Source organism: Photobacterium sp. 1_MG-2023 (assembly GCF_030547945.1).
Lineage (GTDB): Bacteria > Pseudomonadota > Gammaproteobacteria > Enterobacterales > Vibrionaceae > Photobacterium.
The window spans coordinates 139,868-162,128 of record NZ_JAUORR010000002.1; the positions used below are offsets into that span (position 1 = coordinate 139,868).

Genomic DNA, 22,261 nt, shown 5'->3' on the forward strand with positions numbered 1-22,261 from the left:
TCTCTCTCTATGGGTCTGGTTCATTTAAACGGGTCTTACGCTCTCTTCATCCAGCACAGCACTAAATCGCTGGCAAATGAAGGTCACGTTCGGATCCTGCTGCAGACTGGCTTTAGCCTGATCCAGTTTTTGCTGATAAATAAACTCACGCCATTCCAGCGGCGTTCGTCCATGCTCACTTGGCTCTATCTGTAATTCTATCTCTTGTCCCATCATCTCAGCCAGTGCTGAGGTCAGCTGCGTGCGTGCTTTTTGTGTATCCAGATGCTGCTGGGAGGCGCGCAAGTGTAAAGTCAGGCGCGGACCATCCTGCTCCAGTGCAGAATTCAGTGCGAGCTGCTGAACCAGTCGATCCACATTCAACCGGTCCGCCATATCCGACCAACTATCCTGCTTTGCAGCCTCGGTGACAAGTTGTTTGACCATCTCCGGCGTCTTTTCATGCGCCAGAGCCTGCTTCATTTCAGTGGGTGCAATCGACGCTGTTTCCTGAACGCTTTCGTCCGGCTGGAACATCGGCTGCCATTGATACGCTTCAGGCTTTTCCGGTTCTGCATTGTGTTGCTCCGGCGCCGTCGCTTGGCCTGCAGCTGGCACACGTCGGCCCGCATGCTGACTACTGATGCGTTCAAGCACATTGGATGCCGGTTTTTTGACCGACGCCGGTTCAATCTTTTTTGGCGGTGTTTCCTGCCCGCGTTTCGCCTGACTGCGAAGGCGGTTGCGAACTGCAAGCAGCCCGGATGCAGGAGATGCCGATGGTGCCTGCGGCGCTGGCGCAGTTTCCTGCACCGGAGCAGACGGATGCGATTCCACAGGTTGCACGTGAGGCGCCTGATCCTGCGGGACAGGACTCACTGCTGCTTGCTCGATCGTTTCCCGCGCCGGAGCCACTTCACTCGGCTGTGACATCTCTGCTGGCGCCTTTACCGGCGCTTGACCGGCTGTCGATGGGCCGGTTTGCGGCTGAACGGCCCGAGGCGCAGGTGCAGCGGAAGGAACCGCGACAGCCTGTGGCGTCAGGTGCCCGGCAGCCAACGGACGAAATGCCAGCATACGCAGCATCACCATTTCCAAGCCTGTTCTGCCATCGGGTGCCAGTGGCAAGTCCTTCCGGCCCTGAAGTGCCATCTGATAATGCAACTGAACATCCTGCGGCGGCATCACCTGACTGAGCTGAACAATGCGCTCAGCGTCCGGCAACGTGCTGTCCAGCGATGCAGGCAAGACCTGATACATTGCCACGCGGTGTAATTGCGACGCCATTTCCGAGAGCAGACTGTCCCAGGCAACGCCAACCGAGGCCAGTTCTGCCAGACAGGCCATCGCAGGCGCTGCCTGCCCTTCCGCCATGGCTTCGAGCAAATACAGCGCCTGTTCTGTATTCAGGGTGCCCAGCATACCGGACACGGTTTCCTGCATGACCTGACCATTGCCCAGCGCAATCGCTTGATCCGTCAGACTGAGCGCATCCCGCATACTGCCTTCCGCAGCCCGGGCGATCTGGCTCAGTGCTTTCGCTTCAAAGGATACGTCTTCTTCTTGCAGCACATGTGCCAGCTGTTGCTGAATTTGCGTTTGATCCAGGTGCTTTAAATGAAATTGCAGGCAGCGCGATAAAATGGTGACCGGCAGTTTCTGCGGGTCTGTTGTGGCGAGAATAAACTTCACATGTTCCGGCGGCTCTTCCAGCGTTTTGAGCAACGCATTAAAGCTGTGACGGGACAACATGTGGACTTCATCAATCAGGTACACTTTGAAGCGCCCGCGGGCCGGTTTGTACTGAACATTGTCCAGCAGTTCGCGGGTATCTTCGACTTTGGTCCGGGAAGCGGCGTCAATCTCTAACAAATCAACAAACCGGCCCTGATCAATTTCCTGGCAGGTGTGACACTGACCACACGGGGTAGCCGTAATGCCCTGCTCGCAGTTCAGCCCTTTGGCAAACAAACGGGCAATCGTGGTTTTACCGACACCACGGGTTCCACTCAACAGATAAGCATGATGAAGTCGGTTATGTGTCAGCGCATTTGCCAGCGCCGTCAGGACATGGGATTGGCCCACCACATCTTCGAATCGATGCGGCCGCCATTTTCGTGCCAGAACCTGATAACTCATGGTGTTCAATCCTACAGAATTCGATCATTCAGCCTTATCAAAATTCTGACTGAATCCAGTCGGCCATGCTAGCACAGCGAGAAAAGTGGCGCGAGAGAACTCAAAGGGAGTTTGTCTTTATCGGCGTGTCATTGATACCATTTTGACCAATCAAGACATCCTCCCAAAAGGCTGAGCGGAAACGTGTGATTAGTGGCCGTCGAAATCGCAGATACTGAAGACATTCAGGCCCAAATCGCGCAAACGCTGCTGACCGCCAATATCCGGCAGATTAATCACAAATGCAGCGTCCTCAACTATCCCGCCCAGACGACGCACCAGCTTGGTCGTCGCCTCGATGGTTCCACCCGTCGCGAGCAGGTCATCGACCAGCAGCACTTTGTCGCCTTCAACAATTGCATCGGTGTGAATCTGCAGCGTGTCCTGACCATATTCCAGATCATAACTTTCGCTGATCACCGCCCGCGGCAATTTGCCCGGCTTACGCACAGGCACGAAGCCGACGCCCAGCGCCAGCGCCAGTGGGGCGCCAAACAGGAAACCACGCGCCTCGGTGCCCACGACTTTGGTGATGCCTTTGTCATTGAACTGCTGATGGAGAATCTGCATCGTCGCACGGTACGCTTCAGGAATTTCCATCAGGCTGGTGACATCACGAAACAGAATGCCGGGTTTGGGATAATCCGGAATCGTTTTGATGCTGTTTTTAATCAGGCTGAAGTCGTCTTGAACAGTTTTTACTTGGCTCATAGTCTCTTCCGTCTGCGGCTTCACAGGCTGCAGGTTATTAACAAGAGTTCCGGACCATTTAGCATGGGTCACAGAAGCAGTTTAGGCGCAAATAGTAGTGATTTTTGACGAGAGGGGCAACTTTCGGCCTGTAAACCAAGACAGTGAGCGACAGATCTGCTTCTCAGAGGCTGTTGGTTTCTCTGACGGGTAAACGGTTAAACCAGATCAAGAGTATGACTGCAATCCCGAGCAGTAATCCTTTGACCCAGGCCAGTGGCACAAAATAAATCGACAACGCAAAACTGAGCACAATCGTCACATTCGCCCGTCGTTTGACGGTACGGCTGACGGCACGATGCTGATGCCAGTTCTGTAAAACCGGACCAAAATGAGGATGTGTATTGAGCCAGTGATGAAGTCTGGGGGAGCCGCGCATAAAACACGCACTGGCCAGCAGAAGAAAGACGGTGGTGGGTAAAAGAGGAAGGAAAATACCCAAAATACCTAAGATAACGAAACACCAGCCGGAAACCAGCAATAAGGTTCGCCAGATCAGTTGTTTCACATTCCCTCTCTTTTACATTCAGCCTGATGCAGGCAACTTATGCCGTTAGCTGCTGAGGATCCCCAGCCAGGTCAGGCTCGCAGGTAAAGTTGGCAGCAGCATTGCAATCAGGAAACCAATAAAGTACTTCAAATTATACGGTTCTTTGAAATCATGTTCCATTTTATCTTCCTTTTAGTCGGCTTAACGTGCTGAAAAGTCGTTAAAAGTGGCAATTCAGCCCCATAAAAACTGCCAAGCACTATAAAGCATTCGATAGATAACAAAAACCGACAAAAAGAAGGGTTATTCTGCGCGTCCTTTGACTTATGTCATAACCAGCAGAGAAATTCAGCATAGACTGTGATCCAGTCTACAATGGAGCATCTCGATGAATAGTGAGTACCTGAAACAGCAATGTCTCCGGCTGGAGCAAGAGTATCAGTCGCTGTCGGCCTCGCTCTATGCCGCGTTGGAAAAACACCGCCGGCAAACGCAGCCCGAAGCCACAACCGCTGACTGTACGATCAACGAACTGCTGCAGTTCACAACCCTGAGCGCCGATCCTCAGCTCCGCCAGCATGCCCACCGGCTTGAAGCCATCGATGCCGCTTTATGTGCCATCCGGCTGGATCTCTACGGGATCTGTACCGACTGCGAAGAGCCCATCGAATCCGAAATTCTGGCAGCCGATCCGGCACAGCCGCGTTGCCGCCAATGCCAGTCGCACAGTAAATATCATCATCAGCGCTAAAGCTCAGCGCTGGTGATGAGCTGCCGCCCCTGTTTCACTTAAGGCTGCGCCTGCGATTTCATCCAGGTCTGGAAAGCCGCTTTTTCTTCCGGTTTTGCTTTGCTGTACCAGAGTTTCAGCTGTGCCAATGCATCACCGGTCACTTCTACTTTACCGCCTGCATCAACTTTGACGACGGCTTGCTGTAAATCGACCGCGTAGCCTTGCTCGAAGGTGATCCCGTTCTGGCGGTTATATTCAGCAACCAATGCCTCCATATCGCTGAACGCGGCAAAGCCATCTCCTTTCAGCTCGGTAAAGGCAAGTGTACGCTGACTGCCGTCTTCCATCAGAAGAGTCCATTCAGGATCGCGCTGAAAATAAGCCTGCGCCTGGCTGTAGACAACCAGCGCCGGCAAGCTGATCTCAGCGTCCTGTGACGGCATCTCCAGCTCAAACAGGTACGGACGGGTGGTATACATGGTATTCCGGCTGCCGTTTTTGAGTTCTTTATCGTAACGAACAACAATCTGATGTTTTCCCGGTGTCAGTTCAAGCTCTGCTGTCTGAGACCAGAACGAGCCCTGCACCTGCTTTCCATCCACCACCAGAAATTCAATGCCGTCGGTAACCGACAGCGTGGCCGCCTGCGCTTGCGCCGCAAACAGGCTGGCCAGAATTATGATTTTTTTCATCGCCAATCTTCTATTTGTTATCACTTCAACTGAGGCTGTCTATGCTGCCATAATCAAGCGGTCTGCAATAGTCCGCTCGCCGACAAAAAGACGAGATACAAAAAAGCCGCCCAAAAAAGGCGGCTTTTGCAATCTCTGTATTCTGGAAAGAACCGTTCTTAGAACAGAACTTCCATACCAGCCACGTAGCCCAGGTCATACTCTTTAACATCAGCGTCAGCCCAGCCCAGTTCAGCATATAGCTTCACGTTGCTGTGCAGTTGGTGAGTGACGTTAGCGTAAACGTTGTTTGTTTCGTCAGCGTCAGCATAGACATAGCCCAGAGCAAAGGTGTTTTTGCCCATGGTGTAAGAGCCTGCTGCTTCGATTACATCAGAATCACCAGCGTTATCAATATCTACATTACCGAAAGAAGCGGCCAGTGCTACAGCACCAAACACATACTCTGCTTCGATATTATAGGCATTTACATCAGCACCAATTTTGTTCATGTCAGTAGCAACGTCTTCAGACGCATAGTAGTAACCACGGACGTCCAGACCACCGAAACGTGCACCCAGACGTGCATCAGTGATGCCACCATTGTCGTTCGCATTGATGTCGTGAGAAGCACCAAAGTAGAACTGACCGTTGTCATAAACGTATTTAACAACTTCGCTGCCCTGAGTTTTACCCAGATTCAGTTGCTCCAGACCCAGTTCGTAGTCTTTACCGATACCTGCGTCATCAGTGATCAGGAACTGACGACCGAAAGTCACAGTACCAAAGTCAGTGCCCTGGAAGCCCGCGTACAGCTCATCGTTGAAGAAATCTGTAGCACTACCGTTAGCATCAGTGTTTGACAGGTCAAAGCTCAGACCAGCAACGACGTTCAGGTTGTTGTTGACTGGGATCGTGGTATTCAGCGTGATGTCACCATCATCCAGACGGATTGAAGGATCAGTATCTCGGCTTTTTTCAGTAATCTTTTTGGCGAACTGAACTTCAGCAGAACCTGACAGGTCAACCAGAACACCGTTCTGGTCCAGCAGGTTGACAGAAGCGTTTGCAGAGCCTGCAGCTAGTACAGATAGTGCAATTAGCGTTTTTTTCATGATATCCACTGCCTTTTCTTATGGATGGAATTCCTATTTCCAGAATCCCTTTTGCTTTTTTTATATCCCTTCCCGGCACACTTGGCTTCACACCTGATTTTTAGTGAAAAGCACGCCATGCCGGAATGGCGTAACTTGCGAGACTCATCCTGACAGAGATTTTATCGTGATGTCAAATTCTCGCATTGTAACAACATATTTTTATTACAACCTTTAAATTCAATCGCTTAAACAAAAACCACAACAAAAAATTTACATAACCATACATATCACATGGAATTTAATGGTTACTTAATCGCACCAAAATACAAAACAAATCACCACAAAAAAGTAATTATCCCACAAAAAAGAAAAACGATAAGCCACCAAAATAGAAAAATGCAATATAAAACACCAATCCAATCTAAACGCACACTGTATTAAATCCGGGTTCAATCTTATTTCGTGAGGAAAATCTCATTTCAAATCAAAACTGCCGAAGTCACAGCCAAACCACACCCTGACCGAGCATCGTGTTATAATGCATTTCCCTGCCCAGATTAAGTTTCAACCCATGCTTCATAACCAGATTAAAACAGACATAAAACAGTGCTATACCAACCTGAGTGGACAATTAGATCACTTTATTCCGCGTCGCGCGCAAAACTATCTGGTTGCTGAAATCGCAAAAACGCTGGCAGGCGAATATCACGCAAAGCATCGGATGCTGGTTGCGGAAGCTGGCACGGGAATCGGAAAATCACTCTCTTACTTGCTGGGCTGCGTGCCCTATGCGCTGTTCCATAACAAAAAGGTACTGATTGCAACAGCGACGGTTGCGTTACAAGAACAGTTGGTCCACAAAGATTTACCGCTCTTTGCTCAGATTTTTCCGAAAGAATTCAGCTTTATTCTGGCAAAAGGCCGACAACGCTATTGCTGCGCACACCGACTGGAAGCCAGTTGTCTGGGACAAGACGACAACCAGCTCGCGCTGTGGCAGGAAAAACCCAAAAAATCTGATCTCAGCCTACTCAAACGTCTGCTGGCTGCATGGCAGCAAAACAAGTGGGACGGCGACCGGGACAGTTGGCCGACAGTCATTCCCGATCGGGTCTGGCAACAAATTGTGTCGGACAAGCACAGTTGCAATTCCGGCATGGCCAAACATCGCCAGTGTCCTTTTGCCAAAGCAAGAGAACATTTAGATAAAGCAGACATCATCATTGCCAACCATGCACTGCTGATGGCCGATCTGGAGCTGGGGGGGGGTGTCATTCTGCCGGAGCCGGAACAGACCATTTACACGATTGACGAAGCCCATCATCTGCCACAGGTTGCCCGCGACTTTTCTGCCGCGGCGGCCAGCCTGAAAGGGGCAGGAAACTGGCTGGAAAAGCTGAATCAGTCGGTCAGTAAACTTGCTGAGCTGGCTGATCCGCAAAAAGCCGGTCGTTTCCAGAGTGCGCTCCAGGAATCGATTCAGCATCTGGTGCCCACATTCAGGCAGTTGTCCGGGCAAATTGACCCGGGCATGTTCAGTAAAGACGGCAGTTACCGTTTTCCCCATGGGGAGCTCCCTGCCTGGCTGGCGGAAGAAGCGCAAGCATGCCGGGATGCCAGTAAAAAGGCCCGGCAATCTCTGGCCAAAATTCACGAGATGATTACTGAACGCCTGAAAGAGGATGAAGTTCCGGCACGCGCCGCTGAGCCTGCGTTATCAGAATCCGGGTTTTACCTGCAGCGCTTAGAGAATCTGGAAAAAGTCTGGACGCTGATGGCACAGCCGGACAAAGATTATGGCGCGCCGCTCGCACGCTGGCTGGAAAAAAGCCCTGAACAGGAAGGCGACTATATCGTTCAGGTTTCACCGCTTGAGATTGGCTACCGACTGGATCAGCTGTTGTGGAGCCGCGCGGCGGGTGCCATTTTAGTGTCAGCCACATTACGGGCCCTCAACCAATTCAGCTATTTCTGCCGGCAGGCTGGCATTCAGGAAAACGAAGGCACAAAATTTCTGGCGCTGGCCTCACCGTTTGACTACCAGAACAACGGCCGTCTGGTGATCCCGCACATGCGCTATGAACCCCAAGCTGAACAATTTACCGATTTGCTGATCGACACCCTGCCGGAATATCTGGAAGGGGAAACGGCCAGCCTGGTACTGTTTGCTTCCTACTGGCAAATGAACAAAGTCGCAGAATCCATTCGGCCCCTATGCCAGAAAAATGGCTGGGATCTGCTGGTGCAGGGGGAAGAATCACGCAGTATTCTTCTGGACAAACACAAGCAGAACTGTGATCAGGGCAAAGCCAGTATTCTGTTCGGCACAGGCAGTTTTTCTGAAGGGCTTGATTTGCCGGGCCATTTACTCAGAAATTTAATTATCACCAAAATTCCCTTTGCCGTACCGACCTCCCCAGTCGAAGAAGCGCATGCAGAATACATTGAAAGCCGGGGCGGCAACCCGTTTTTACAGATCGCCGTCCCGGAAGCCAGTAAAAAGCTGATTCAGTCTGTCGGGAGATTGCTGCGAAAAGAGCAGGACTTTGGTAGAGTTGTGCTGCTTGACCGTCGGATCATTTCAAAGCGTTACGGCAAAGCACTGCTTGATTCATTGCCCCCATTTAAACGCGTAATAGAACACGCCATCGAACGAAAATGATAATTCATGATTGAAATGTTAGATCCGGGCATGATGCTCATCCTCGGTCTGGTCGCTCTGGCCGCAGGATTTATTGATGCCGTTGCCGGTGGCGGCGGGATGCTGACCGTTCCGGCATTATTGTCTCTGGGATTACCCCCGCACATTGCACTGGGAACCAATAAACTGGCGGCCACCTTTGCATCGTCAACTGCAGCCCTGACCTATTACCGGAAACAACTGTTTTCTCCGGCATTCTGGAAAACCTCTTTCATTGCGACGCTGATTGGTGCCATTGTCGGCACTTTAGTGGTCGACATCATCAGCACTGAATGGCTGGAAAAAGTCCTGCCATTGATCATTCTGGCAGCAGCCGTGTATACAATCTGGCATCCACATCCGAAAGCAGACAGTCATCAGCTGCCGACGCCTTGTCCCCGTTTCAAAAAGAAGCAATGGATTCAGGGTGCCAGTCTGGGTTTTTATGACGGCCTTGCCGGACCGGGGACCGGTGCTTTCTGGACGGTTTCCAATATGGCTTTGTACCGCCTGAACATTTTGCTCGCATCCGGTCTGGCTAAAGCCATGAACTTTACCAGTAACCTGACCTCGCTGATTACCTTTGCCATACTCGGTCATATCAATATCGCACTGGGTTTAACCATGGGAGTCTGCCTGATGCTGGGGGCTTTTATCGGCGCGCATTCTGCGATTCGATTTGGCAGCCGCTTCATCCGGCCGGTATTCGTCACTGTTGTCGTTGCGCTGGCTGTCCGGCTGGCCTGGCAAGCCTGGGTGTAAGTAAGGAGTCTCAAGTGACCAAAGATCTCAGCCGTCTGTCTGATTTGGTAGCGCAACTGATCCCCCAGGCAGAAGCCCTGGATCATCAGCGGGGAGAAAGCGCCAAAGCGCTGTTTGATCATCAGCTGTTCCATTGCCGTTCCCATTTCGTGATGCCCTGCATCCGGGAAATCCAGCAGGAAATTCAGGCGATGCAAAACGAGCAGGCTTCCGGACGGTTACATCGGGACCGTGCAGCCTACGTGTGCGAGCGTATTCTGACGCAAATCCAAGCCATTCAGCGCGAGATGGCCACCAAACAGATCCGCGAAGCTGAGCCTAAATATCAGGTCCGCCCCCAAAAAAGCTTACATCAGCTTTACGATGATCTGGCCCAGCATCAGGACTGGGAACGACGACTGGCGGCCATGGTGAAAGACAAAGCTTTTGCCCTGGAGCAAGTCACGCTGGCAGATCAAAAACAACCGCTTCAGCAACAACTGCTCGCTTTGGAAGGCCGATTGCAACGTTGTCAGCAAGCCATGGCTAAAATTGAACAGCACATTGCCCGCCGGGAGCGAAAAGGTTAAATCATGCTGCCTCTGGTTTATCACCCTGTCTATTCTGAATTGGTGCTGCCCCCACAACACCGCTATCCGATCACCAAGTATGAGCGGCTGTACTTACACCTCACTCAAACCCTGCAGATGGCGGACTGGGCAGACATCGCATTTTTCCAGCCAGAGCCCGTGACGCCGGAAGAATTGAAAGCGTTGCATCAGGAGACGTATATCGATCATCTGCTTCAAAACACCTTGCCCGCAGCAAAAATGCGGCGGATTGGTTTTCCCTGGAGTCCACAGCTGATTGAACGTACCCTGACTTCCACAGCAGGCACCCGACTGACCGTCGATCTGGCTTATCAGCACGGGATCAGTCTGCACCTGAGCGGCGGCTATCATCATGCGCATCATGATTTTGGCAGTGGGTTCTGCCTGGTCAACGATCTGGCATTTGCGGCCCGACACGCGTTGACACTGCCGGGAATTGATCGCGTTCTGATTGTCGATTGCGATGTCCATCAAGGCGACGGAACGGCGACATTACTGGCAGAAGACAGCAATATCATTACTTTTTCAGTCCATTGCGATAAAAACTTTCCGGCCCGTAAGCCCGATTCAGATATCGATCTCGCCTTACCCCGGGAAACGAACACGGAAGACTATCTGGCAGCGTTCAGCGCCGTTCTGAATCTGGCACTGGCTCAGCATCAGCCGGATCTGGTGATTTATGACGCCGGTGTCGATATCCACCAGCATGATGCGCTGGGATATTTTCAGGTCACAACTGAAGGCATTTTTGAGCGGGACCAGCTGGTGATCCGTCAATGTAAGGCAGCAGAGATCCCACTGGCAGCAGTTGTCGGCGGCGGATACCGGGATGATCATCAGCAACTGGTGGAGATTCATGCCCAGTTATTTCTGGCGGCACTGTCTGTCCATCAGCCGGAGCGCCGCCCCGGACAGCGTATCGCGGCTCACGACACTCAGGAGAAAGCATGACACAGCCACACAACTCTCAGTCCCCGTCTTTGGCAGACGCACCGAAAGAGGTGCAATTAGCGGTCGATTTGATTTACCTGCTGGAAACGAATGGTATTGCCCCTGAACTGGCGCTGGCTGCGCTGGAAATCGTTCAGGCCGATCTGCAAGCGAAAGTTGCCCATGCATCTTCCGCGGCGAATCCGTCAGCGACAGACGAATAACAGAAAGCCGCTTGTCAGAAAAGCGGCTTTCTTCTTTCAGATCAGATCGGCTACGAGCGGATAAACTTGTTGTAAACCAGCAACACAATGAAAGCGCCCAATGTCGCGGTGATAATGCTGCCAATGTTTACACCGGTGACTGGCCCAAGACCAATCAGACTGCCGACCCAACCGCCAACAAACGCCCCGACGACCCCCAGAGCCATGGTGACAATCCAGCCGCCACCGTCTTTACCCGGCATCAGCCATTTTGCCACTGCACCAGCGATCAGACCCAGAATAATCCAGGAAAAAATGCCCATTGTTCGCTCCTCACTCGGTAATCAACTGTTTCAAAAGAAGCTTAGCTGAGATTTTTCGCTGTGTGTGTATCGGAAAAGCGGTGATCACATGATTTCTGACAAAAAAGCCCGGCATATTCTGCCGGGCCTGTTTGATCGTAATTCAGAAGATGTACGTGTCAGGACAAATGCATCACGCTGCGTCGGCTCAATACCCATTCACCAGACGTAATCCCTGTCTGATCTCAGGTGAGACCGACTGCGATAAATCAAAAATCTTTCCTGAACGACCCGCCTTGTGCTGAGTGTTCAAATGGCCCGCTAACGGTTCAACTTTTATCGGACTGCGTGTCGCTGGCATCATATCAATCAGCCTGGAGAATTCATCGAACCCCATTGGCTCCAGGTGATTAGCGCGAATTTTCATGTTCATTGCGGTCCGTACTCCTTTGCCTGGCCGTCATCTTCGCAGCAAAATATGACAATCAAAAAATCATCATGTGACATTTATGTTAAACGTAAAATCTATGTCAAAAATTGATATAGGCCTCAATAATCTGGCCTTACCAGCAGGTTTGTGCGTATAAACTTACAAATACCAACCGCTTAGACATCAAAGATTAAAAGCAACCAATCACACTGCAATGCAGGGCTTACTGGTTTTTTCATCAGATTTTTATGCCTTAAGTGATTCTTAAGTTTCCCCCACTAGAGTGATGAGACACACCTTAAAAGGGGATATGCGATGGGCAGCAATGATGATTCTAACTTGTTAACTATGATGCATATTGACAGAGATCATCCTTTCCGGAAAAACACAGAACAATATATTGCTGATCGATACACGACAGCATTTCAGGCACAGCTCAATCGGTTTATGCCTGATTTTCTGGCCTTGGTGGATGCGCACAAACAATTACTTTCTGTTTGTGGTTATCAGTCGGCTGCAGTCAGCCCTCTGTTTCTCGAACAATATCTGGACTGCCCTGCCGAGCAGTTAATCGCCCAAGCACTCGGCCATCCAGTGGCCCGTTCAGAACTGATCGAGTTTGGTCAGTTGGCTTCTTTTTCTCATCATTTATCCAGATTACACTTCACGAAGATTGCAGAGCATCTCGTCGGACAGGGTTACACCTGGTGTATCTTCACGGCAACCGGCCCGCTGCAGGCGATGATGCATCGGTTGGGACTGACACCTGTCTTGCTGGCCGATGCAACAGCCTCCCGGATTCACAATGCCGAGCAGATCTGGGGAACCTACTATCAGCGTCATCCCAAAATTTACGCGGGTCACCTCGCCACAGGGCTGAATATCCTGAAACAACGCCAGTCAGGATACAGACATGTTTCAGGGGGCCAGAGATGAGCGCTTTCATCATTGAACATCTTGCCCGGTTTACTGCCGAATATCCTCACAAGGCCGCGATGATTGGCCCGGATCCAGCGTCCGGACAACAAGTAACGCTCAGCTATGCGCAACTGCACCATGCCGTAGAAACAGCCAGACAACAGCTTCAATCGCTCACAGCACAACGAATTGCGCTGAAGGCTGACAACGGACTGGCCTGGGCGATTGCCGATCTGGCAGCCATGGCTGCAGAGAAAGTGCTGATTCCGGTTCCCGGCTTTTTTGCAGCGCAGCAGGTGGATCACATGTTGCAGGCCGCTTCCGTCGATACGCTGTGGGGAACATGGTCCGGACAACCCGCCCCCCTCGACGTCATCTCGGGTCTTCCTGTTTATTCGCGTCAGGTTCCGGTGACAGCAGCCAGTCAGATGCCGGAGCAAACCTGTAAAGTCACCTTTACCTCAGGCTCGACGGGCCAGCCGAAAGGGGTCTGTCTCAGTCAGGCACATCTGGCGGCAACCAGCCAGGCACTGCTTGAGCGGCTGACCCCAAGCGTCACCCCCGGCAAACATCTTGTCCTGCTGCCACTGGCCACTTTGCTAGAGAACATCTCCGGCGTATATGTCCCCCTGCTCATGGGCGCAACCTCTGTCATCCTGCCCGGTGATCAGGTCGGCCTGCAGGGATCGAGCCAGTTTGATTCCGCTCGCTTTGCGCAGGCACTGGCCGAGCATCGTCCCGAGAGTCTGGTCCTGACACCAGCACTGCTGCTGGCTTTGTGCCAGATTGGCCTGAAACATCCGGCGCTGGTCGAGCCTTTGCAGTTTGTCGCTGTGGGAGGCGCCCGGGTCTCCCCTCAGATTTTGCTGCAAGCTCACTCGCTGGGGATTCCTGCCTATGAAGGCTATGGGTTATCTGAATGCGGCTCTGTGGTCAGCCTGAATGTTCCCGGAGACGACAAACCCGGCACCAGCGGACGGCCACTGTCTCACTGCCGTGTCAGTCGCACTGCCGACGGTGTGCTGACGGTCACAGGCAGTACCATGCTGGGTTATCTGGGGCAGGAGCACCCGGCCGACACGATTGACACCGGCGACTTAGGCCATCTCGATGCAGACGGTTTCCTGCAAATCACCGGCCGTCAGAAAAACCTGCTGATCACGTCGTATGGCCGCAATGTCTCGCCGGAATGGATTGAATCGGAAGCGCTGGCATTTCCGGCATTGATGAGCCTGATCGTGATCGGAGATGCACAGGCCCGGCTGACTGGCGTTCTCTACACCACCGCACCGGAAACCATTGCGGAACAACTGCAGCACCTTCATGCCCGGCTTCCGGACTATGCCCGGCTGGGCAGAATCATTGTCCTTGAACGTCCCCCCCATCAGATACCGGGGTTCACCACGGCCAATGGCCGGCCCAGACGACCCGAGATTCAGCAGGCGATTGATACCGCTGAACAACCCAATGAAACAGAGCATCCAACCCACCAGAGCACAATATTTCTGGCCAGTCAGACATCCACAGGATTACGGCTGACCCCATTTCATGCCAAGGGGAAAACAACAATGAATTCAGGATTTTTTCAAACCCTGGTCGCGCAGACTGAAACCGCAAGAAACCGAATGAAGGATGCCCCGATCTTTGCTGCCTGCCAGCAGGGGCAAATCGATCTGGCAACCTACATCGCTTTTCTGACGCAGGCTTACCACCATGTCAAACACACCGTACCTCTGCTCATGGCTTGTGGCGGCAAACTGCCCGAGAAAGATGAGTGGCTGCGTCAGGCCATCAGTGAGTATATTCAGGAAGAAATGGGCCACCAGTTCTGGATTCTCAATGACATCAAAGCCTGCGGGGGCAACCCGGATGCCGTGGCACACAATACCGGCGACGGTCGCGTGGGTTCTCCGATTGAGCTGATGGTGTCGTATCTGTATCACCAGATCGATCGCCGCAATCCCATGGGATTCTTTGGCATGGTGTGGGTACTGGAAGGCACGAGTGTCAGCATCGGCGGTTCAATTGCCCGTCAGGTGCAGCATGTCCTGAACCTGCCAGACAAGGCAATGACCTATCTTCAGTCACACAGTGAGCTGGATCAGGAACATATTCAGACCTTTGAAAAACTGATGAACCAGATTCACGATTCGGCCGATCAGCAGGCCATTATTGACAGTGCCAACAGGGTTTATGAGCTCTACGGTCAGATGCTGGCTTCACTCCCGCTGCCAGCCACAGTGGAACCATCGTCACCCGCACTGGCCCGATAACACTTTCTTTGCGCTGAATCTCGAAAGGAGTTCATGATGGATATCAAAGATAAATCTCTGATCTTAACCGGTGCCTGTGGCGGCATTGGCTCAGAAATCGCCCGGGTGCTGGCCGATGCCGGGGCGCACTTAATTCTGGTTGGGAGAAACATCAGTAAGCTCAGAGCCTTACAATTGTCCTTATCCGAACCGTCCACGCATCAGGCACTGGTCGCCGATCTGAACACACAGCAAGGGCTAGACACCATCCATCACAGTTGCAGCCAGTGGCAGGCCGATGGACGGGCGATTCACGGCTTGATTAATATTGCCGGGAGCAACAGATTTTCAAGCCTGCTCGAGCGAAAGAGCGACAGTATCCGGGATGAGATTCATCTGAATCTGACCGTCCCGATTCTGCTGAGTCAGCAGGCACTGCACTGGATGGCCCGGCCAGGACTGATCGTCAACATTGGTTCGACTTTTTCAGCCATCGGTTATCCGGGTTACACCACCTATTGCGCAAGCAAAGCCGGACTCCACCGCTTCAGTGAAGCACTGGACCGGGAGCTGGACGGCACAGGCATCCGGGTGCTGTATCTGGCACCACGTGCCACCGACACCACGCTGAACTCTGCCATTGTCACGGAACTGAACCATCACCTGGGCAATCAGATTGACGACCCCAGATGGGTTGCGAATCAACTGCTGCTCAGTTTGCGAAACGAAACACCCGTTCGCTGGCTGGGTTGGCCTGAAAAACTATGGGTCCGAGTCAATCAGATCCTGCCCGCTGCTGTTGCAGGCGCCATCCGCAAGCAAAGTGCCACCATACGTCAATTTCTGAACAAAGCCGAAGTGCTTTGATATCCGGAGGTTTTTATGAAAAATTTATCGCTCGCTTCACTGAAAACCATGCGCTCTGCTTGTATTGTTGCAGTCGCCGCTGTTTTGTTCAGTACAGCCGCGCAGGCGAATGATCTCAGTGACATTCAGCAACAATGGGCAAAATGCCAGTATGATACCTTCAATCAGGACAACAAAGTGCACTGCCTGAATAACGTCATCCAATTGAATGAAAAAGCACTGCATCAGGCACCAAACCGCGCCGATCTCAAAGTCTGGCTGGCCATCAATAAAAGCAGTCTGGCAGGTGCCAAAGGCGGTCTGGGCGCTCTGCCGCTGGTCAAAGAAGCCAAAGCCTTGCTAGAAGAGGTCATTCATACTGATCCCAATGTGCTCGATGGGTCTGCCTACACCAGTTTAGGCACCCTGTATTATCAGGTGCCGGGCTGGCCGATTGGATTCGGTGATGATGACAAAGCCGAAGAAATGTTGAAAAAAGCGTTAGCGATCAACCCGAATGGCATCGATCCCAACTATTTTTATGGAGACTTTCTGGCACAGGATGGCCGTAAACAAGCCGCCATCAGTTATCTGCACAAAGCCAGTCAGGCCAAAGCACGCCCGGGCAGAAAGCTGGCCGATGCAGGCCGCAAGCAGGAAATTCAACGCAAACTGAGGGAGTTGGAGTGAACCATGCGCATCTTACTGATTGAAGATGACGTGATGCTGGGTGAATCCATGGTGGCTTCCTTAAGCCGCCGTGGCTACACCGTGGACTGGTTGCAACGGGGACAAGGGGTTGAGCTCGCTTTAACAACAGAAAATTTTCTGGCGGTTATCCTCGACCTCACATTACCCGACATCGATGGCCTGAAAGTGTTGCGCCAGATCCGCCGGGCCGGTCATCCGATTCCGGTGATGATCCTGACCGCCAGAGATGGCATAGACGATCGGGTCAAAGGACTGGATGGCGGTGCCGATGACTATCTGGTGAAGCCCTTTGCCTTGGAAGAGTTACTGGCCAGATTACGGGTGATGATTCGCCGTTTATCGGGCAGTACAGAAACCGACATTCAATTGGGGAATCTCACCCTGTCTTTATCAGACAACACCGTCTATATGCAGGGAAATCCTGTGCAGCTCACCAGAAACGAATTCAAGATTCTCAGCACACTGGTCACACAAGCAGGTCGGGTCCTGAGTAAAGATAAACTGCAGCAAGCGCTGCACGGATGGGATGAAGGTGCCAGTGACAATGCCATAGAAGTCCATATTCACAACCTTCGGAAAAAGCTGGGAAGTCCGATCATCAAGAATATTCGCGGCGTAGGATATATTATTGAAAACCACTGAGACCAAGCCCTTACTTTCGATTAAGAAAAGACTCATCATCCTGACTGTGGCGGCTTCAGCACTGCTCATCGCTATTTCATGGAGCCTGATCTTTGCTGAAGCCAAGCATGAAATTCATGAAATTTATGATGCCAGACTGAGCCAGTCAGCCAAATTACTGGCCTTAAGTGCACCACAGTTGCTGCAAATGCCTTCAAAGGAGCTGGAAAGGTTTTACGATGCCTGGTACCTGAGCATCAGCAGCTATGCCGGCCAGAACGACGATGTACCAACACCCTATGGACATCCCTATGAACAAAAACTCATGTTCCAGTTCTTTAATGACTCAGGCGAGGTCTTGCTGCGGTCCACGGGTGCCCCTGCCACCCCGCTGACGACGGCCAATCAGCTGGGTTACCACCCCATTACTTTTAAAGAACAACACTGGCGAAGTTTCCTGATTCTCGTACCGGAACCAGCGAATCAGCATATCTATCTGGTTGTCGCCGAACATCAGGATGTCCGGAATGAACTGATCAACGAAATCGCATTATCAACCGGGATTCCTCAACTCTTGCTGGTGCCCTGCTTCGCCATCGCGATCATCCTGCTGGTGTATTATGTGATGAAACCTGTCGGTGAATTGCAGCAAGCCTTGTCAAAACGCACCGTGCATAAGCTGCATGCCATTCACGTCACGCAGCCCACGGTTGAACTCAGCCCGCTGATCAACCAGCTGAATTTTCTGCTCCATGAGCTGGATAAGGCCTGGGCAAGAGAAAAACGGTTTACCCATACCGCAGCGCATGAATTGAAAACACCACTGGCCGTGCTGCGCTTAAATGCTGAGAACGCACTGGCCAGCGATAATCCTGAGGATCTGCACAGCGATCTCGCACAGATTCTCAAAGGCATTGAGCGGACAGATCGCCTGATTCAACAATTGCTGATGCTGACCAAAGTTGAAGGGAACCAGTCCTTTCAATATACCCGGATCGACCTGATGGCTTGTCTGCGCGAGTCCATCGCTTCACTGGCCCCGCTAGCCCTGAAACAGCAGCAAACGCTTTCGCTGGATGGCCCTGAACAATTTCCGCTGGACGCCAACGACATTCTGCTCACCAGTCTGTTCAGTAACCTGATCGACAATGCAATTCGTTATGCCGGGGACGGCGCCGACATTACCGTACAGGTAACAGCGAGCAATCATGATTCGGTCAGCATCCGGGTGTGCGACACAGGACCAGCGATTCCGGACGCAATCCGGGAGCGGATCTTCGAGAAATTTTTCCGGGCCAACACGGAGCGCGGTGATGGCGCGGGGCTGGGGATGTCCATCATCCGGGATATCGCACAGATCCACGGCGGTGAAATTCAGTTGGAGGGCAACCAATCGTCCCCCATGAATTGTTTCCGGGTCACACTTCCAACGCACAGAAAACCAATTGAACTCTAACAATCCAGATTCTCTTTTCGATTCCATCCAATCTTTAAAAGCCTGTTGTTTTTGAACGTAGTATCAAAATTTCAGGCCATTTCAGCACAGATACACTTGTGGCATCAGTCAAATAAAATCCATATCACTTTGAAAGACCTGCCATAATTGTTTAGAGTGCAAAAGTTTTATTTGTCAAGATTTCCTGACAGATGTGCAGAGATAGTTGAAGGACGGACCATATCGATGACTGTCAAACTGGAAGTAAAAAACCTCTACAAGGTGTTCGGCAGCGCTCCTGAACGGGCGTTTCCACTCCTTGAACAAGGACTCAACAAGGATGCCATCTTCGAAAAAACCGGCCTGACGGTCGGGGTCAAAGATGCCACGTTATCTATCAACGAAGGTGAAATCTTCGTCGTCATGGGACTTTCCGGCTCGGGCAAATCCACTCTCGTCAGACTACTGAACCGCTTAATTGAACCCACCCGGGGACAGGTGCTGCTGGATGGCAAAGACATTGCCAGCATTTCAGAAGATGAACTTCGGGCCGTCAGGCGAAACAACATCAGTATGGTATTCCAATCCTTTGCACTGATGCCGCATATGACGGTGATTGACAATACCGCCTTTGGTCTGGATTTGGCGGGTGTCGATAAAGACACCCGTTATAAAACGGCCCTGAAAGCACTGGCACGCGTCGGACTGGATGCCAATGCAGCCTCCTACCCTGATGAATTATCCGGCGGGATGAAGCAGCGGGTCGGACTGGCCCGCGCGCTGGCCAACGATCCCGACATCCTGCTGATGGATGAGGCTTTTTCCGCACTGGACCCGCTGATCCGAACTGAAATGCAAGACGAACTGATCCGACTGCAAAGTGACGATCGGCGCACCGTGGTATTCATTTCACATGACCTGGACGAAGCCATGCGTATTGGCGATCGCATTGCCATCATGCAAAACGGCGAAGTGGTTCAGGTGGGCACGCCTGATGAAATCCTCCATCGCCCCGCCAATGATTACGTGCGTTCTTTTTTCAAAGGTGTGGATGTCACCCATGTATTTACCGCCAAAGACATCGCCCGAAAGCACCAGGTGACAGTGATCAAAAAAGGGGAAACCGATGGCCCCCGCGCGGCACTTCAGTTACTGAATGACCATGACCGCGATTACGGTATTGTCGTCGATCGGCGAAACCAGTATGTCGGTATTGTTTCAACCGAAACCCTGCAGGTTGCAGCAAAATCCAATCAAACCCTCGGGCATGCCCTGCTCAACGACTCGGTCACCTTTCTGCCAAACACCCCGCTGGGCGACATGATTGGTCAGGTCGCTTCCTTACCTTATGGCGTGCCCGTTGTGGATGAACAGCAACACTATCATGGCGTGATCACCAAAGCCCGCCTGTTACAAACACTCGACCGGGAGGCCTGAGATGAGTCAGGAAAATCACACCGAATCTTCGGTGCCAGCCACCGAGACAGCGCCGGCCCAGCAAGACCCATGGTCGGCCACCCCCCCAACAGACAGCACCGCAACCGATCCCTGGGGAAACGCGGCCAGCTCGACACCCAATTCAGGCTCTGACTGGCTGAATGAAGCCACAGCCCCCCCGGCTGATCCGGCCATCGACTGGATACACCCTTTTCAGGATGCCCTGATCCCTTTTGACCGCTGGGTTGAAGACGGGATCAACTGGCTGGTTGCCAATTTCCGGCCCGCTTTTCAAGCCATCAGTGTCCCGATTGATTATATTCTGACGGCGTTTCAGGCCACACTGCAATCAACGCCAGCGCTGCTGATGATCGTTCTGATCATGATTCTGGCCTGGCAGATTGCCGGGGCACGAATGGGGATTGCTTCTGTCATTTCGCTGTTACTGATCGGGGCGATCGGGGCCTGGGAGCAGGCCATGGTCACGCTGGCACTGGTGCTGACCTCGGTCTTTTTCTGTCTACTGATCGGTCTCCCCACAGGAATCTGGCTGGCGCGCAGTGAAAGTGCAGCCAAAATTATCCGGCCGATACTGGATGCCATGCAGACCACACCCGCCTTCGTCTATCTGGTGCCGATTGTCATGCTGTTCGGGATCGGGAACGTGCCGGGTGTTGTCGTCACCATTATCTTTGCACTGCCACCGATTATCAGGCTGACCATTCTCGGCATCCGTCAGGTGCCGGAAGAACTGATTGAGGCTGCCCACTCATTTGGCGCCAATCCGAAGCAAATGCTCTATAAAGTCCAATTACCACTGGCGATGCCCACCATCATGGCCGGGGTCAACCAGACTCTGATGCTAGCGCTGTCGATGGTTGTCATCGCGTCTATGATTGCAGTCGGTGGACTCGGTCAGATGGTCCTGCGTGGTATCGGCCGTCTGGATATGGGACTGGCGGCTATCGGGGGACTGGGGATCGTGATTCTTGCGATCCTGCTCGATCGGCTGACTCAGGCGATGGGCGCCTCTGAACGTGGCCGGGCTTATCGTCACTGGTATGAACATGGCCCTATTGGTTTTATCTACCGTCGGTTCAAAAAAGACGAAACACCTCAACTGACGAACCCTTCACAATCCTGAGGAGAAGCACATGACAACATCCTGGAAGTCACTCTCATTCACCACAGCGCTGCTTGCCAGTGCCGTTTCATTTTCTGTCAGCGCGGAAGATCTGCCGGGGGCCGGTGTAACCGTTCAGCCCGTACAAAGCACCGTGGCAGAAGAAACCTTTCAGACGCTTATCGTCAACAAGGCACTCGAAGCGCTCGGCTATGAAGTCCTGCCAACCAAAGAAGTGGATTACAACGTCGGCTACACCTCAATCGCGAACGGCGATGCCACTTTTCTGGCCGTCAACTGGGCACCGCTTCATAAAGATAAATTCATCAAATCAGGGGGTGACGAGAAGTTCTACCGCAAAGGCTACTACATCAAAGGTGCCGCTCAGGGTTACCTGATTGATAAAAAGACTGCGGACCAATATGGCATTACCAACGTCAGCCAGCTGAAAGATCCGAAGCTGGCCAAACTGTTTGATGCCAACAACGACGGCAAAGCCGATTTAACTGGCTGCAATCCGGGCTGGGGTTGCGAAGGTGTTATTGAACATCAGCTGGACGCCTTCGGCCTGCGAGAAACAGTCACGCATAATCAGGGCAACTATGCTGCCATTATTGCAGACACCATTTCCCGCTATCGCAACGGTTCTCCTATCCTGTATTACACTTGGACGCCATACTGGGTCAGTGGTGTGCTGGTGCCGGGGAAAGACGTGATCTGGCTGGAAGTCCCGTTCTCAGCGCTGCCGGGCGAACGTGACAATGTCGATACTTCCCTGCCGAACGGCAAAAATTATGGCTTCGAAATGAACAGTATGCGAATCGTCGCCAATAAGAAATTTGCCGAAGATAACCCAGCGGCTGCCAAACTGTTTGAGGTGATGAGCATCAATATCAACGATGTCAGTGCCCAAAACATGCGGATGAGCCAGGGACAGAATTCTCAGAAGGATATTGAGAATCACGTCAATGGATGGATCAAGTCGCATCAGCAGCTCTTTAATGGTTGGGTTTCACAAGCCAGGCAAGCCGCAAAAAAGTGATTCATAATTAATGATTATGCAATTTTTCTGACAAATGACTTTCAGGCCAGTGCAGCACTGGCCTGCTTTGCCTGTACTTAA

At 52.1% G+C, this 22,261-nt stretch carries 22 protein-coding genes and 1 pseudogene; 16 read left to right on the forward strand and 7 right to left on the reverse strand.

The features are described 5' to 3' along the window. Positions 1–24: 24 nt before the first annotated feature. The 3 genes from dnaX to Q4579_RS02430 form a co-directional block, all read right to left on the reverse strand. A complete protein-coding gene (gene dnaX / locus Q4579_RS02420; protein ID WP_303561341.1) occupies positions 25–2,118 on the reverse strand; it encodes a DNA polymerase III subunit gamma/tau in 2,094 nt (697 codons plus the stop codon). A 189-nt stretch (positions 2,119–2,307) separates the two neighbouring features. Continuing rightward, entirely contained in the window at positions 2,308–2,868 is a 561-nt protein-coding gene (gene apt / locus Q4579_RS02425; protein WP_303561343.1) for an adenine phosphoribosyltransferase, read from the reverse strand. Positions 2,869–3,031: 163 nt separating this feature from the next. After that, the gene (locus Q4579_RS02430; RefSeq protein WP_211645805.1) at positions 3,032–3,415 is read right to left on the reverse strand and encodes a YbaN family protein; all 384 of its coding nucleotides are present in this window, start codon (positions 3,413–3,415) and stop codon (positions 3,032–3,034) included. 370 nt (positions 3,416–3,785) lie between these two features. Between Q4579_RS02430 and Q4579_RS02435 the strand changes: the two genes are divergently transcribed. Continuing rightward, positions 3,786–4,148, forward strand: a complete 363-nt coding sequence (locus tag Q4579_RS02435) for a conjugal transfer protein TraR (RefSeq protein WP_303561346.1) — start codon at positions 3,786–3,788, stop codon at positions 4,146–4,148. A 38-nt stretch (positions 4,149–4,186) separates the two neighbouring features. Here Q4579_RS02435 and Q4579_RS02440 read toward each other — a convergent pair whose 3' ends face one another. Beyond that, positions 4,187–4,822 (reverse strand): DUF2057 domain-containing protein, encoded by a 636-nt coding sequence (locus Q4579_RS02440; RefSeq protein WP_303561349.1) that lies wholly within the window; start codon positions 4,820–4,822, stop codon positions 4,187–4,189. A 158-nt stretch (positions 4,823–4,980) separates the two neighbouring features. Then, the gene (locus tag Q4579_RS02445; protein WP_303561350.1) at positions 4,981–5,916 is read right to left on the reverse strand and encodes a porin; all 936 of its coding nucleotides are present in this window, start codon (positions 5,914–5,916) and stop codon (positions 4,981–4,983) included. Between the two features lie 553 nt (positions 5,917–6,469). Here Q4579_RS02445 and dinG point away from each other — a divergent pair. Genes dinG through rsmS form a run of 5 tightly spaced genes read left to right on the forward strand, consistent with a single transcriptional unit; the run spans position 6,470 to position 11,084 of the window. Next, on the forward strand, positions 6,470–8,560 hold the full coding sequence (gene dinG, locus Q4579_RS02450) for an ATP-dependent DNA helicase DinG (protein ID WP_303561351.1): 2,091 nt from the start codon (positions 6,470–6,472) through the stop codon (positions 8,558–8,560). Between the two features lie 6 nt (positions 8,561–8,566). After that, entirely contained in the window at positions 8,567–9,340 is a 774-nt protein-coding gene (locus tag Q4579_RS02455) for a TSUP family transporter (RefSeq protein ID WP_303561352.1), read from the forward strand. 14 nt (positions 9,341–9,354) lie between these two features. Beyond that, positions 9,355–9,909 (forward strand): primosomal replication protein, encoded by a 555-nt coding sequence (locus Q4579_RS02460; protein WP_303561353.1) that lies wholly within the window; start codon positions 9,355–9,357, stop codon positions 9,907–9,909. Between the two features lie 3 nt (positions 9,910–9,912). Beyond that, on the forward strand, positions 9,913–10,881 hold the full coding sequence (locus Q4579_RS02465) for a histone deacetylase (protein WP_303561354.1): 969 nt from the start codon (positions 9,913–9,915) through the stop codon (positions 10,879–10,881). Next, the gene (rsmS, locus tag Q4579_RS02470) at positions 10,878–11,084 is read left to right on the forward strand and encodes a pleiotropic regulatory protein RsmS (RefSeq protein WP_303561356.1); all 207 of its coding nucleotides are present in this window, start codon (positions 10,878–10,880) and stop codon (positions 11,082–11,084) included. Before Q4579_RS02465 ends, rsmS begins: the two co-directional genes overlap by 4 nt. Before the next feature lie 50 nt (positions 11,085–11,134). Here rsmS and Q4579_RS02475 read toward each other — a convergent pair whose 3' ends face one another. Further along, complete coding sequence (locus tag Q4579_RS02475; protein ID WP_303561358.1) at positions 11,135–11,386, reverse strand: GlsB/YeaQ/YmgE family stress response membrane protein; 252 nt, start codon at positions 11,384–11,386, stop codon at positions 11,135–11,137. A gap of 187 nt (positions 11,387–11,573) precedes the next feature. Then, the gene (locus Q4579_RS02480) at positions 11,574–11,798 is read right to left on the reverse strand and encodes a hypothetical protein (protein WP_211645813.1); all 225 of its coding nucleotides are present in this window, start codon (positions 11,796–11,798) and stop codon (positions 11,574–11,576) included. Positions 11,799–12,110: 312 nt separating this feature from the next. Between Q4579_RS02480 and Q4579_RS02485 the strand changes: the two genes are divergently transcribed. From Q4579_RS02485 to proX, 10 genes and pseudogenes are all read left to right on the forward strand, one after another. Next, on the forward strand, positions 12,111–12,731 hold the full coding sequence (locus Q4579_RS02485; protein WP_303561360.1) for a thermostable hemolysin: 621 nt from the start codon (positions 12,111–12,113) through the stop codon (positions 12,729–12,731). After that, positions 12,728–13,702: pseudogene (locus tag Q4579_RS02490) on the forward strand (AMP-binding protein); the annotation flags it as partial. The gene Q4579_RS02485 and the pseudogene Q4579_RS02490, both read left to right, overlap by 4 nt. 579 nt (positions 13,703–14,281) lie before the next feature. Then, complete coding sequence (locus Q4579_RS02495) at positions 14,282–14,986, forward strand: TenA family transcriptional regulator (protein WP_303561700.1); 705 nt, start codon at positions 14,282–14,284, stop codon at positions 14,984–14,986. Positions 14,987–15,022: 36 nt separating this feature from the next. Then, complete coding sequence (locus Q4579_RS02500) at positions 15,023–15,832, forward strand: SDR family oxidoreductase (RefSeq protein ID WP_303561361.1); 810 nt, start codon at positions 15,023–15,025, stop codon at positions 15,830–15,832. Between the two features lie 48 nt (positions 15,833–15,880). Beyond that, on the forward strand, positions 15,881–16,501 hold the full coding sequence (locus Q4579_RS02505; protein WP_303561702.1) for a hypothetical protein: 621 nt from the start codon (positions 15,881–15,883) through the stop codon (positions 16,499–16,501). 3 nt (positions 16,502–16,504) lie between these two features. After that, positions 16,505–17,164 (forward strand): response regulator, encoded by a 660-nt coding sequence (locus Q4579_RS02510; protein WP_303561363.1) that lies wholly within the window; start codon positions 16,505–16,507, stop codon positions 17,162–17,164. After that, positions 17,151–18,599, forward strand: coding sequence for an ATP-binding protein (locus tag Q4579_RS02515; protein ID WP_303561365.1), 1,449 nt, complete (start codon positions 17,151–17,153; stop codon positions 18,597–18,599). The genes Q4579_RS02510 and Q4579_RS02515 overlap by 14 nt, the downstream gene beginning before the upstream one ends. A gap of 225 nt (positions 18,600–18,824) precedes the next feature. Then, positions 18,825–20,015, forward strand: a complete 1,191-nt coding sequence (gene proV, locus Q4579_RS02520; protein ID WP_303561367.1) for a glycine betaine/L-proline ABC transporter ATP-binding protein ProV — start codon at positions 18,825–18,827, stop codon at positions 20,013–20,015. A gap of 1 nt (position 20,016) precedes the next feature. Further along, on the forward strand, positions 20,017–21,159 hold the full coding sequence (gene proW, locus Q4579_RS02525; RefSeq protein WP_303561368.1) for a glycine betaine/L-proline ABC transporter permease ProW: 1,143 nt from the start codon (positions 20,017–20,019) through the stop codon (positions 21,157–21,159). A gap of 10 nt (positions 21,160–21,169) precedes the next feature. Further along, positions 21,170–22,180: a glycine betaine/L-proline ABC transporter substrate-binding protein ProX gene (proX, locus tag Q4579_RS02530; protein WP_303561369.1), complete on the forward strand. Its 1,011-nt coding sequence runs from the start codon at positions 21,170–21,172 to the stop codon at positions 22,178–22,180. Positions 22,181–22,261: the final 81 nt, after the last annotated feature.

Bases quoted from the DNA above. Each gene is read 5' to 3' on its own strand.
- dnaX (WP_303561341.1), bottom strand. From the start codon at position 2,118: ATGAGTTATCAGGTTCTGGCACGAAAATGGCGGCCGCATCGATTCGAA.
- apt (WP_303561343.1), bottom strand. From the start codon at position 2,868: ATGAGCCAAGTAAAAACTGTTCAAGACGACTTCAGCCTGATTAAAAAC.
- Q4579_RS02435 (WP_303561346.1), top strand. From the start codon at position 3,786: ATGAATAGTGAGTACCTGAAACAGCAATGTCTCCGGCTGGAGCAAGAG.
- Q4579_RS02440 (WP_303561349.1), bottom strand. From the start codon at position 4,822: ATGAAAAAAATCATAATTCTGGCCAGCCTGTTTGCGGCGCAAGCGCAG.
- Q4579_RS02445 (WP_303561350.1), bottom strand. From the start codon at position 5,916: ATGAAAAAAACGCTAATTGCACTATCTGTACTAGCTGCAGGCTCTGCA.
- dinG (WP_303561351.1), top strand. From the start codon at position 6,470: ATGCTTCATAACCAGATTAAAACAGACATAAAACAGTGCTATACCAAC.
- Q4579_RS02455 (WP_303561352.1), top strand. From the start codon at position 8,567: ATGATTGAAATGTTAGATCCGGGCATGATGCTCATCCTCGGTCTGGTC.
- Q4579_RS02465 (WP_303561354.1), top strand. From the start codon at position 9,913: ATGCTGCCTCTGGTTTATCACCCTGTCTATTCTGAATTGGTGCTGCCC.
- rsmS (WP_303561356.1), top strand. From the start codon at position 10,878: ATGACACAGCCACACAACTCTCAGTCCCCGTCTTTGGCAGACGCACCG.
- Q4579_RS02475 (WP_303561358.1), bottom strand. From the start codon at position 11,386: ATGGGCATTTTTTCCTGGATTATTCTGGGTCTGATCGCTGGTGCAGTG.
- Q4579_RS02480 (WP_211645813.1), bottom strand. From the start codon at position 11,798: ATGAACATGAAAATTCGCGCTAATCACCTGGAGCCAATGGGGTTCGAT.
- Q4579_RS02485 (WP_303561360.1), top strand. From the start codon at position 12,111: ATGGGCAGCAATGATGATTCTAACTTGTTAACTATGATGCATATTGAC.
- Q4579_RS02495 (WP_303561700.1), top strand. From the start codon at position 14,282: ATGAATTCAGGATTTTTTCAAACCCTGGTCGCGCAGACTGAAACCGCA.
- Q4579_RS02500 (WP_303561361.1), top strand. From the start codon at position 15,023: ATGGATATCAAAGATAAATCTCTGATCTTAACCGGTGCCTGTGGCGGC.
- Q4579_RS02505 (WP_303561702.1), top strand. From the start codon at position 15,881: ATGCGCTCTGCTTGTATTGTTGCAGTCGCCGCTGTTTTGTTCAGTACA.
- Q4579_RS02510 (WP_303561363.1), top strand. From the start codon at position 16,505: ATGCGCATCTTACTGATTGAAGATGACGTGATGCTGGGTGAATCCATG.
- proV (WP_303561367.1), top strand. From the start codon at position 18,825: ATGACTGTCAAACTGGAAGTAAAAAACCTCTACAAGGTGTTCGGCAGC.
- proW (WP_303561368.1), top strand. From the start codon at position 20,017: ATGAGTCAGGAAAATCACACCGAATCTTCGGTGCCAGCCACCGAGACA.
- proX (WP_303561369.1), top strand. From the start codon at position 21,170: ATGACAACATCCTGGAAGTCACTCTCATTCACCACAGCGCTGCTTGCC.